The sequence below is a fragment of the uncultured Slackia sp. genome, assembly GCF_944321625.1.
Taxonomy (GTDB): domain Bacteria; phylum Actinomycetota; class Coriobacteriia; order Coriobacteriales; family Eggerthellaceae; genus Slackia.
Genome location: NZ_CALUMA010000029.1, coordinates 88,368 through 99,037 on the forward strand (window position 1 = coordinate 88,368; position 10,670 = coordinate 99,037).

Here is a 10,670-nt window from a genome sequence, read left to right on the forward strand (position 1 = left end):
CCGGATGATTGCGCCGGCACAGGCGACACGCATCAAGCGGCGCGCTCGAGCAGCTTTCCAGAAACCGAAACGGAGCCACAGCGCCGTTGCATCACACGTGTCGCGTGACGGTGAATCGCTGATAGGTCACGCCGGGCTCGGTCGGGTCGATGCCACCCTTTTGCGCGGCGATGCGCACCTGCTCCTCCACGGTATCCACCCCGTCAAGGTCGGGGAGCAGCAGACCGCGACGCCCGCCGCAGCTCACGATGACACCGTAGCGTTTGGGGTCGAGCGCTTCCGGCCCTGCGATATCCTCCGGCTCCGACAGCACATCCACGTCATACACCAGGTCATCAAGTTCATCCGGCTCAACCGGATTGAATCGCGGATCGCGGCATCCGGCCGAAATCGCATTGGCGCATATCTCCTCCGCCAGCGAATGCCGCGTGGGCAAAATGGTTCCAATACAGCCACGCAAATGGCCGTCTTTCTTGAGGGAAACGAACGCGCCCGCTTGCATGGAGAACAGTTCTTCAGGCAACGCCGCGGCCAGATCATCAGGCAAATCCCTAGCGCCGCGCACGTGCCTGCCGTCGCGCACGTAGCTTTCGAGCGAGAACCGAGCCAAACGCACCCAAGGGCTTTCGTCTGCACGACGGTCTTCCATCTCCCGCATGCGCCATGCTTCATACTGTTCGCCAAACGCTCGCGCAGAATCGGAGCCCGCCGGCCCCGTGGGCGTGAACGCCGCCACGCCATACCCCACGCCGAACGGCCCTTCATACGAAAGCAGCTCCGCGTCCACCGGCGTACGGTCAAGCGCGCCGGCCATGATCTGGAACGAACACAATCCGCATTCCGCCGCACGCTCGCACATGCCGGCATCCGCCGTGAGCAGAGCGAGGAAATCTCCGGCCTCAAACGCCCGGCAGGCATAGTCGTCGAGCACGGGGCCGTCGGGCGCAAAGCCGTAGGGGCCATCCTCGGTCAGCTTGTGCGACAAATCGCCCGATGCGATATACACCGCACGACGGTTCAGCTTTTCGGCAACCCGCTGCACCAACATCCCTAAACGATAATGTTCAAGCGGAGAAAGACCCGAAAGCCCGATGCGCACCACGCGGTACGGCGCAGGGTTCTCGCCTGCTGCGCGCGCCTTTTCATACGCCTCTTGCACGAAATGGAGCGGCACGAGCACGCCCCAATCAAGATCAGGCGTGCGTTCACCCGCGGTTCCCGCTGCCACCCCTTCAGCATCGGCGGCATCGCACAGCACATGCACGAATCCTTCGTCATACTCGACGACGCTTCCGTCTCGCGTGTCACCGAACTGCGCAAACGTGCCCGAAGCACCTGGACCGCCCGAAATATGCAGGTAGTCGAGATAGGCCGTGGAATGCGGGCTCGAAATCACGATGGTTTCGGGTGCGAGTGCAGCAATGCGCCGACCGACCTCGCGATATGCCTCGACGGTTGCCGAGATTCCCGATTCGCGGCCATGGCCCACTCCGGGCACAATCAGCGGGGGATGGGGAACGGCAAAAGCAGCAAGAACGGACATGGCAATCATCTCCTCTGCGGCGAACACGACGACGCGCCCACGGTGGCGCATCGCGCCTCAATGCGTGTCGCGTCCAAGCGCAACACGAACTGATTCAACCTTAATCCCCTGGCGCCGTTCGCGCAAGCACATCGTGGTGCGCGTAAGACATTCACCCTCTTGATGATGCCTCACGGCATCGCTTGGACGGCGGTTGAGAGAATAGAGAGGACTCCCTTCCTGAACGCAGTCTTACATATGCTTTCGAATGAACGCTCTTGTACCGCCCGTCATTAAATGTTATATATGCTCTATAACATTTAATGTTTAACCCAAAGGAGGATGCCATGATCCTTCGCATAGACCAAATGTCGCCCGACCCGGTGTATCAGCAGATTCGCGATCAGATTGTTGCCGCTATCGGGCGCGGCGAGCTTCTTCCAGGCGATAGACTGCCCAGCGTGCGTGCCCTTGCAAGCGACTTAGGCATCAATCTGCATACCGTGAACAAGGCATATGCGGTGCTGCGCGACGAAGGTTACCTGTTCATGCGCGGCCGAGCGGGCGCCGTGGTAGCCGACTTCCAGCAGGTAGCAAGCCCCGAGAAAAAAGCCGCCCAGGCCGAACGGCTCGCGGGAACCCTCTATCAGCTTGCCCTTGAACACTGCGCGCAGGGCGGCACCGAAGAAGAGTTTTTGAAAGAAGCAAAATCGCAGGCCGATCGCGCGTTCGCAGACCCCGGCGTGGTGGGCACCCGTCGTGATATGCGTGTATCGGGGCGCAATGCCAACGGAAATCCCCTTAAAGAAAGGGGTCCGCAAGAAGCTCGCGGCATATCGAACGCCCTCGGCGTAACACCGCAGGGGGTGTGAGCGATATGATCGCTGTCGCAACCGTGGGTATGTTCGTCGCCCTTGCGCTGGCAACGGGGCTGCTCCTTGCATTCACGCCGTACCTCATGCGCCGCAATGAGTGCTTTGCCGTGACGGTGCCGCCATCGGCGCAGCACGACCCGCGTCTCATCGCACTCAAGAAGCGTTACGCGACAATCATGGTCGTGGTTACCGCGGTTTCCTCCATTGCGGCGCTGGTGGCCGGCGTATTCCTGATTCAAGGATCAGCGCAGTCGGACGGCAAGCCGGCCGCCATCGGCATCGCATTGGAGTGTGCGGCCCTGTTCATTCCTATCGTTATTTCGTTTGCGCTCATGCTGCGCAACCGCAGGCGTGTCGTAGACATCAAGCGCGCAGAGGGGTGGACTGCCCAGGCGCAACAAGCCATCGCAACCATTGTCGAGACGGATCAGTCTCAAGCATTGCCCCTGCAATGGAACCTGCTTTACATCCCCGTCATCGTGGGAACTCTCGCGTTTGGTCTGGCGTTGTACCCCGCCATGCCTGACATGCTTCCCATGCACGCCGATTTCGCCGGCAACGTGAATGATTGGGCGCCGAAAACGCTCGGCAGCGCCATCGGGTTCCCCATTGTTTTCGAGCTGTTCATGGCGGCGTGCCTCACGCTGTGCCACTGGATGATCCTGCGGTCGAAGCGCCCGACCGACCCCGGCGCGCCCGCCACCTCGGCGCTGGCATACGGTATGTTCGCCCGCGCGCAAAGCGTATATCTGCTGGTTGTAGGCGTGCTCATGAGCGGCGGCATCGGCGTTCTCTTCCTGCTTTCCTCCGCCGGGTTCATCGGATTGGGGCAGACCGGCGTCATCATCATGGTCTTATGCATCCCCGTGGTCATCGGCGCCATTGCGCTTTCGGTGGTGTACGGCCAGGCGGGGTCGCGCATGTTCAAGAGGATACAGGATGAAGATGCCCTGCTCGCCGACGAAGACGAGCACTGGAAGCTTGGCGTGTTCTACTTCAACCCTGACGACGCAAGCTTCATCGTACCCGAGCGATTCGGCATCGGCTGGACGATGAACTTCGCCCGCCCAGCTGCCTGGGCGCTCATGCTGGGAGTCCCGGTGCTCACCATCGCGTTTATCGTGGCCGTGAGCATGCTGGTGTAGGCAATCGTTAAATCAGCCAACGCGAACACAGCTGTCACCAATGCAATATGCGGCATAGAGGGGAATCTGATGAATTTCCACGCCCGCCTCCCCCAGAACACGCCCGAAATCGCGGTCGGATAGGACGACAGCATAGGGAGCATGCGACTTCTCCATAAACGTTGAAAGCGTTTTGGCACGCACGTTGCGCGCAGACTTCACTTCGATAGGAATGATGCGCATGCAGTCATCTTGCAGTAAAAAGTCCAGTTCTCCCATGCCTCCCCACGAAGCAGGCGGTGTCCAGTAGAACGTTCTCAAATCGTTTGACATCAATGCCTGCATTACCGCATTTTCAGCAAGCGCCCCGCGGAAGTCAGACGAGATCGGCAGGGTCGACGACATTTCCGCCTCCAACCACAATCTCGGATTCACCGCAAGCTTATAAAACATGAGTCCCGTATCGGCAAGATATACCTTAAAATAGCTTCCCTCTTCTTCCTCGTAAGGAACAAGCGGCGCTTCAACGCACTCGGTGAGTTGGTTGATGGATACCATGCCCGCCCCCGCCAGCCAATCAAGGGGCTCCATGAGTTTAGCCCGCCTGCCGCCACGCTCCACCTGAGCGTATTTGAATTTCTTCGTAGACGATCTGAGCAGCTGCGAGGGAATGCTCCGCCACACTTTGCGAGCCGCCAATCCACTAATGCCATTTTCAGGGTCGGTCATGTCGGCCGTGTACGTTTCGTCAATCTCGCGCTGCTGGACGCGCACTTCATCCAGATTGCGTGTCTCGATATACGCCGCAACTGCTGCAGGCATGCCTCCGACAACCTGATACAGGCGGAAAAGTTCGGAAGCATGATTGTGCGCAGGATAGGGCTCGAGCGTGCGCACGTGATTTCTAATCGCTTCAGCCATTTCCTCTTCGCCCAGCGCCCAAAGGAATTCTTCGAACGTAAGCGGATGCAGGGTCTCCTGTTGGACGCCACTCGGAAACGGTAGGTCACGCTTGCGCGTTGCGACGCCAAGTTGACTCCCCGTAGCCGCAACGCGCCAACCAGAACCCGAGAAGAATCTAAGCGAGTTTAAGGCACGTTCACATAGCTGTATCTCGTCGAAGAGCACGAACGCCGTAGCTTTGTCGAGCTTCGTTCTTTTATATTCCGAAACACGACGCATGATGGCGTCGACGTCATCGGTGGGACCATCAAAAAGAGGGGATATGAGCTCGAGGTCAGTCTGGAAATCCAGTTTGACGAACCCGTCGCCAGCGATACGTTTACCCACTTCCTCAATAACATACGTCTTTCCCACGCGGCGCGCGCCGCGCAGCAGAAGAGGGCGATTCACTGGGGCGGTTGCCCACGCCTCAATAAGCGTCTCTATGCTTCTTCTCATGTGGTCCACCTTGTATCGATATAATTTCATGTATTCATGATACATGAAATTTATGAAAACGTGTATTTTAAATACATGTTTTTTAATAAGGTGGTTACGTCGGAACCCTGCCGATACCCATCGCGTGCATTGAAATCAGGTGTTTCGTAATTAGTTATCTCGCGCGAGTCGTTTGAAGAGTAGGGAGAACACCACGGCGCCCGCTACGATCCACACTGCCGTCACCGCCAGAGGTATAAGCGCGTCTTGAAGGTTCATATTGCCTTCGATGGCCATGCCCATCAGGTCGTAGATTCCTCCGGTGGGCAGGTAATGGCCCACCTTCTCGATGCTCTCGTTGGACATGCCAAACATCGGGACAAGCGTCAACAGCAGCACCGGCACGCTGTACACGCCCGCGGTCATCTGGTCGCGGCACGCAAGCCCTAGCACGAGCGAGAACAGGATGATGGGCAGCGACCCCAAAACGCCCAGTGCCAGATACGTTCCCAGCATAGGAGGCTCTCCGCCCGCCACGAAGAAACAGATGGCGTTCACCGCGGTCGATGCTATCAGTGCAACGACGCTTTTCGCGACAACGATCTGTGAGGCGCCCACGTTGGCAAGCATGAGCGTGCGCAACGTGCGCTTCTCCTTCTCCTCGGCGATGCCGTAAAGCACCGTCATGGTGCACACCATGCCGATGGTCATGCAAAGCGACGATCCCAACATGAATTGATCGATAATCGGGTTCGCCGCCGCCTGCTGCTCGGCCGTGATGCCCGCATCGCTGGTGGCGTCGCCGATCATGAACGTGTAGAGTGCCATGAACGCCACCGGCATCAGGCACACCACGAGCATCGTGGGGTTCTTGAACAGGTCGACGATATCCTTCGCGAGGAGCGCCCCCGTCTTTCTCATTGCGGCGTTCATCGCTAGAACTCCCTTCCGGTCAGCTCGAGGAACACTTCCTCGAGGTTGGGCTCGTCAGAATGGATGGAAAGCACCTCGTCGGATGCGAAGAGCTCACGAATCTCTTCCGCCGACGCAGCATCCTTCGTCACCTCGAGCGTGCCGCGCGAACGCGTGACAACGACCACGCGATTGCGCGCGAACCTCAGTTTAAGCGATTCAGGCTCGTCACTGGCCACGATGCGTCCTTCATCCAGAATGGCAAGACGGTCGCACACCGAATCTGCTTCGGCCATATCATGCGTGGTGAGAAAGATCGTCGTGCCCGCAGCCTTGAGCTCCGCGAGCATGCGGTGCACCTCGGCGCGCGCCGCGGGATCGAGACCGCTCGTGGGCTCGTCGAGGAACAGCAGCTCAGGGCTATGGATGAGCGCCGCCAGGAGCGCTGCGCGCTGTCGCATGCCCTTCGAGCAGTTTTTGACGAGCGTCTTGCGGTCTTGGCTGAGGTTCATGCGCTCAAGCAGGCGGTCGATATCGCCCGCGCCCTTGCCGCGAATCTTCGCGTAGAGCTTGAGGTTGTCCTCGATGCTCATGCGCTCATACAGCGCGCTTGTGTCTGACAGAATGCCGATGCGCTCGTAATCGGCGTCCGATGCGTTCTCGATGGGACGTCCAAAGAGGTTGATGCGACCGGAGTCCTTCTTGAGCTGCCGAGTAAGCAGCTTGATGGTCGTGGTTTTACCTGCGCCGGACGGCCCGAGGAACCCGAAGCATTCGCCGCGCGAGACGGAGAACGTGAGCCCGTCGAGCACGCGCTTGGCGCCGAAGGAGAGGCATACACCTTCCATCGAGAGCACGATGCTAGTTGCTGCCATGGTTACCCCCTTTGCCCTTCGCGCCTTTCTTGCTCAAAAAGATATCCATCGCAGCGAACCACGCGTCCACGACGAGATCGATGATGGTGGCATGCATGGCTAGCGCACCTCCTTCGCGACGGAAGCGGCGAGCGCGTCCATACGGCGCTCGATGGCGTCCACGCGTTTGCGGGTAGCCTCGGCGCGCATGTGCAGCATCAAGCTGATGACGCACACGAGCGCCATAGCCGCGACAAGGATGGTGAGTTGGCTTGCGGTAATCATGGCCGTTCCTTTCAATCGTGTCCGGGGATGCCGGACGGCTTTTCGTTGAAGCCATGATTGCGCCACCGCCTCGATGAAACAACGGATTTCGCCTGACGAGAGCCGCGTTCGCTACGACAGGAGCATAGAAGGATACGAATGGAGCACTGTATTCGCAGCGCACACGAACGGAGCAGGGCGCGATTGTGCCCCGCGGGAATGCCAATCTTGCAATCGGTTTGCCCTAGCGCCAGCCGTAACGCTCGCGCATCTCTTCAGCACGACCTTTGGCAAGAGGGATGGACGTGCGCGCTGCGTCAGCAAGCGTGAGGTTGAAGCTGTTTCGCGTGAAACGCTCCACTTTCGCCACCTTCTGCACGTTCACGATATAGGAACGATGGCAGCGGAAGAAACCGTAGCGCTCGAGCTCCGCCTCCAACTCGTCGAGCGTCATCTGCACGGGATAGAGCTCACCGCGCACGCTGACGAAGTTCGCGCGGTTAACGCTTTCGACGAAATCGACCTCGCGCGGATCGAACAGCAGCGTGGCATCGCCGGATTTGGCCACCACTTTGAACACGTGGACCTCGTCGCCGGCATATTCGACGGAATCTTCTTCATCGTCGTCGGTCTGCGCCTGGTAGAAGCGGCCATCTTCCTCATAGAACGCGGAGCCAGGCATAAGCAGCGCCTCGCGCAAAGGTTCGCCGCAGGTAATCACGATGCCGCCCGATTCCACCACCTGTCCGAGCCATGCTTGGACCAGACTGCGCATATCGGGGGAAATATCGACCAAAGGGCGCTCGCAGAACACCACCTCGGGTTCAAACAGGCTCATACGAGCGAAATTCATAAGAGCTCGCTGCTCGGCGGAAAGGTTCTTGACCGTGGTTCGCGCGACGTCTTTGAGCCCGAAGTGCGCGATGGTCTCTTCCGCCGTGATGGTGCCACCCGCTATGCGCGCGAAGAAGCGCAGGTAGGAATGAACCGTATCGCGGTCGAACCCCTTATCGGTTTCGACGTAGAAGGCGCATCGCCTGTTCGCGTATGTGCGATGGATGAAACGGACCGCGCGATCGGTGGCATCGCGGCGGCATTCGATATGCACGCTCTTGTCTCGCTCGCCTTCGAGCAGCTCCTCTATGGTGCCGTAATCCGCCACTTCCATCTCCTGCGATTCGTCCGACTTGGGCCGCATCATTATATATGAAGGCCCCGATGTATCGCGCCGCTCTCACCAATCAAGTATCATGGGCAAACCATGAACAGCAACGCATTGAGAAACATAGGCATCTTGGCGACGCACGACATACGCGTCGCCGCGCGCACGCCGGTGATGCTTGTCATGTTGGCGGCATGCGTGCTGCTGATGCTTGTCTTCTCCTCCATAGCTGGCGGTCCGGACCTCACGTCGGACGCGTTCCTCATGACCACCGTCATCGCCGTTTCACCCGCTTTCACCGGCTCCATTTGCTCGCTGTACACCATGTCCGAGGAAATAGAACGAGGGGTGCCCGCGACGCTCGTTCAATCGGGTATGACCACGAGGCAGATTGCTGCAGGAAAATTCCTGTGCTCTTACGTATGGACGCTTATCACCGTGGTGCTTTGCGGCCTTACGCTGGGATTTTCCCTTGAACGGCTCAGTGTGACGCTTGCGCTTTCCATTCCGGCATCACTCCCTATTCTTCTTGTGAGCCTAGGATGCGGCCTCCTTGCGTCCGACCAGATGAAAAGCAGCATCTATTCGCTGCCTATCGTGGTTCTGGCGATCGTGCCGCTGCTGGGACTGATCTCGAATTCCCTGCGCTATATGGCGTGCTTTCTGCCGATGGGGTTCGCGGCGGAAGCCGCCTGTTTGGTAACAGGCGCGCCCGCCACGCTTTCGCCGGCAGTCATCGCCGTGCTCTGTTTGCTCTGGGTAGCAGCGAGCGCAGGATTCGTCGTTTGGGCACATCGCCGCTATAAGGAGCGCATCGTTCGCGAAATTGAAAGGATATAAGGCGCGGGCGATTCATCCGCGAGCCCACGGCGCAGCACGGCCAGAAAGACAAGACTACAGAAATAAACCACCCAAATGAACGATTGCCTTCATCGGGGTGGCGCCACACTGGAGCTGCCGCACATATTTTCCTTGATCTGGGCTTTGCCCAGAGGGCGTCGCCTCGATTCTTTTAGAAAGAAACCCCAGTTCACACGGCTTGTAAAAACCTTTTGACAGGCTTATTTCGCGGCGCGATGGCGCGTGTCAAAGCCATTTGGTGGTAAAGTTCTCCGCAATCCGGCACATTTCCGACCAGAAGGGATTGCACGTGGAACTGAGCCAGCACATCAAGGATCACCGCGCTCGGCTGGGTATGTCCCAGGAACAATTGGCGGAGGCGATCTTCGTCTCACGCCAAACAATTTCCAACTGGGAAACCGACCGAACCTATCCTGACGTGCAAAGCCTGCTTCTTCTGAGCAATCTCTTCGAGGTAAGCGTCGACTCGCTGATCAAAGGAGATGTTGAGGAAATGAAGTCGGTTATCACTGAAGAAGCCAAACGCATGAACAAGCTCGCCGCGGTCATGGTCGTATGCGGGGCGGCCGCGGTCATCTGGGCCGTCGCAACCGCATTGATGGACCTGAGTCTGCCGGTGATTCTGGTGCCCGCCCTCGTAGTGTTTATCCCCGCGGCGGTGGCTGCCGGCATGGTGGAGAAAATCAAGCACGACAACCAGCTGTTCACTTATAAGTCCATCGAGGCGTTCATGCGCGGGGAAGACCCCGATGCGCTGTGTGAAGAGAACCAGAAGGCCGGACGGGCGTGGTGGGGCAAACTCATAGTGAAAACCCTCGTGGCGATGATCGTCGGATTCTGCTGCGGATGGGGCCTCTTGAGCATTATCCAGAAGCTTGTGGGGTAGCCCAAGCGATTCCCCACACGACCTTTGGATACGAAAAGAGCCCCGATGTCGGGGCTCTTACTGTTCTCTGGCGGAGGAGGAGGGATTCGAACCCTCGTTACCCGGGTTACGGGTAAAACGGTTTTCGAGACCGCCGCATTCAACCACTCTGCCACCCCTCCGTAGGGTGATACATGAAAGCGCCGCTCAAAAGGACGGCGCTTGAAGTTTCTGGCGGAGAGATGGGGATTCGAACCCCAGATACGCTTTTGGCGTATACACGATTTCCAATCGTGCTCCTTCGGCCAGCTCGGACATCTCTCCACTGCTCGAATGACTGCATATCATGTGCAGCGAGAACGTAGTATAGCAAAAAAGCTGGCAATGTGACGAAATTCGCAAAAGTTCATAAAGAGAAAAAGAAGCCGCCTGGAGGCGGCTTCTTGGTTTGATTGCGTTATGACACCTGGAGGACGGGTGTCATTCGACGAGTCCTTTTCAACCTACTCGGTGGTCACTTCCTGGGGCTGCTGGGTGGCGGGGTCGGACTCTTCGTCACCCTCTTCAGCTGCAGCATCGTCGGAAGCGGCATCATCCTCGGCACCCTCATCGGAGGCAGCTTCATCGGAGCCGCCCTCGGTGGCACCTTCATCGGTTGCGGCATCGTCGGCAGAGGCGTCAGTGCCATCCTCGGTAGTGGCATCATCGGTTTCGGTCTTGGTGAAACCGCTCAGATCGATGTCGTAGGGAAGGCCCTCGGGCTTGTCGTTGATCTGGATGTCAGCGGAATCCTTGTAGTTCTGATACCACTCGATGAAGGAGTCCTCCTTGCTCTGCTCCTCAAGGCTGGT

10 protein-coding genes, 2 tRNA genes and 1 pseudogene are annotated in these 10,670 nt (G+C 58.4%); 4 read left to right on the forward strand and 9 right to left on the reverse strand.

The features are described 5' to 3' along the window. Positions 1–91: 91 nt before the first annotated feature. Positions 92–1,543 (reverse strand): AmmeMemoRadiSam system protein A, encoded by a 1,452-nt coding sequence (amrA, locus tag Q0J60_RS02935; RefSeq protein WP_294438740.1) that lies wholly within the window; start codon positions 1,541–1,543, stop codon positions 92–94. A gap of 326 nt (positions 1,544–1,869) precedes the next feature. Between amrA and Q0J60_RS02940 the strand changes: the two genes are divergently transcribed. Both Q0J60_RS02940 and Q0J60_RS02945 read left to right on the forward strand, forming a co-directional pair. Further along, the gene (locus Q0J60_RS02940) at positions 1,870–2,394 is read left to right on the forward strand and encodes a GntR family transcriptional regulator (RefSeq protein ID WP_294438741.1); all 525 of its coding nucleotides are present in this window, start codon (positions 1,870–1,872) and stop codon (positions 2,392–2,394) included. 5 nt (positions 2,395–2,399) lie between these two features. Then, entirely contained in the window at positions 2,400–3,542 is a 1,143-nt protein-coding gene (locus tag Q0J60_RS02945; protein WP_294438750.1) for a DUF1648 domain-containing protein, read from the forward strand. Positions 3,543–3,554: 12 nt separating this feature from the next. On the opposite strand, the gene Q0J60_RS02950 is transcribed toward Q0J60_RS02945, so the two are convergent. The 5 genes from Q0J60_RS02950 to Q0J60_RS02970 form a co-directional block, all read right to left on the reverse strand. Then, the gene (locus Q0J60_RS02950) at positions 3,555–4,967 is read right to left on the reverse strand and encodes an ATP-binding protein (RefSeq protein WP_367178767.1); all 1,413 of its coding nucleotides are present in this window, start codon (positions 4,965–4,967) and stop codon (positions 3,555–3,557) included. Positions 4,968–5,072: 105 nt separating this feature from the next. Beyond that, positions 5,073–5,834, reverse strand: a complete 762-nt coding sequence (locus tag Q0J60_RS02955; protein WP_294438743.1) for an ABC transporter permease — start codon at positions 5,832–5,834, stop codon at positions 5,073–5,075. A 2-nt stretch (positions 5,835–5,836) separates the two neighbouring features. Continuing rightward, positions 5,837–6,688 (reverse strand): ABC transporter ATP-binding protein, encoded by an 852-nt coding sequence (locus Q0J60_RS02960; protein WP_294438744.1) that lies wholly within the window; start codon positions 6,686–6,688, stop codon positions 5,837–5,839. Between the two features lie 99 nt (positions 6,689–6,787). Beyond that, the gene (locus tag Q0J60_RS02965; RefSeq protein ID WP_294438745.1) at positions 6,788–6,952 is read right to left on the reverse strand and encodes a hypothetical protein; all 165 of its coding nucleotides are present in this window, start codon (positions 6,950–6,952) and stop codon (positions 6,788–6,790) included. A gap of 223 nt (positions 6,953–7,175) precedes the next feature. Then, positions 7,176–8,132: a LytTR family transcriptional regulator DNA-binding domain-containing protein gene (locus tag Q0J60_RS02970; RefSeq protein ID WP_294438747.1), complete on the reverse strand. Its 957-nt coding sequence runs from the start codon at positions 8,130–8,132 to the stop codon at positions 7,176–7,178. A gap of 60 nt (positions 8,133–8,192) precedes the next feature. On the opposite strand from Q0J60_RS02970, the gene Q0J60_RS02975 reads away from it, so the two are divergent. Together Q0J60_RS02975 and Q0J60_RS02980 are read left to right on the forward strand one after the other, a co-directional pair. Beyond that, positions 8,193–8,933: a hypothetical protein gene (locus tag Q0J60_RS02975; RefSeq protein ID WP_294438748.1), complete on the forward strand. Its 741-nt coding sequence runs from the start codon at positions 8,193–8,195 to the stop codon at positions 8,931–8,933. Positions 8,934–9,243: 310 nt separating this feature from the next. Then, positions 9,244–9,840, forward strand: a complete 597-nt coding sequence (locus tag Q0J60_RS02980; RefSeq protein ID WP_294438749.1) for a helix-turn-helix transcriptional regulator — start codon at positions 9,244–9,246, stop codon at positions 9,838–9,840. A gap of 68 nt (positions 9,841–9,908) precedes the next feature. Here the strand turns inward: Q0J60_RS02980 and Q0J60_RS02985 are convergent. The 3 genes and pseudogenes from Q0J60_RS02985 to Q0J60_RS02995 form a co-directional block, all read right to left on the reverse strand. Next, positions 9,909–10,001 (reverse strand) — tRNA-Ser (locus Q0J60_RS02985). Positions 10,002–10,051: 50 nt separating this feature from the next. After that, a tRNA-Ser gene (locus tag Q0J60_RS02990) sits at positions 10,052–10,143 on the reverse strand. 179 nt (positions 10,144–10,322) lie between these two features. Then, positions 10,323–10,670 (reverse strand): annotated as a pseudogene (locus Q0J60_RS02995) (peptidylprolyl isomerase); the annotation flags it as partial.

Excerpts from the sequence above, each read along its gene's own strand:
- Q0J60_RS02965 (WP_294438745.1), bottom strand. The coding sequence starts at position 6,952 with ATGATTACCGCAAGCCAACTCACCATCCTTGTCGCGGCTATGGCGCTC.
- Q0J60_RS02960 (WP_294438744.1), bottom strand. The coding sequence starts at position 6,688 with ATGGCAGCAACTAGCATCGTGCTCTCGATGGAAGGTGTATGCCTCTCC.
- Q0J60_RS02940 (WP_294438741.1), top strand. The coding sequence starts at position 1,870 with ATGATCCTTCGCATAGACCAAATGTCGCCCGACCCGGTGTATCAGCAG.
- Q0J60_RS02970 (WP_294438747.1), bottom strand. The coding sequence starts at position 8,132 with ATGATGCGGCCCAAGTCGGACGAATCGCAGGAGATGGAAGTGGCGGAT.
- Q0J60_RS02975 (WP_294438748.1), top strand. The coding sequence starts at position 8,193 with ATGAACAGCAACGCATTGAGAAACATAGGCATCTTGGCGACGCACGAC.
- amrA (WP_294438740.1), bottom strand. The coding sequence starts at position 1,543 with ATGTCCGTTCTTGCTGCTTTTGCCGTTCCCCATCCCCCGCTGATTGTG.
- Q0J60_RS02945 (WP_294438750.1), top strand. The coding sequence starts at position 2,400 with ATGATCGCTGTCGCAACCGTGGGTATGTTCGTCGCCCTTGCGCTGGCA.
- Q0J60_RS02955 (WP_294438743.1), bottom strand. The coding sequence starts at position 5,834 with ATGAACGCCGCAATGAGAAAGACGGGGGCGCTCCTCGCGAAGGATATC.
- Q0J60_RS02950 (WP_367178767.1), bottom strand. The coding sequence starts at position 4,967 with ATGTATCATGAATACATGAAATTATATCGATACAAGGTGGACCACATG.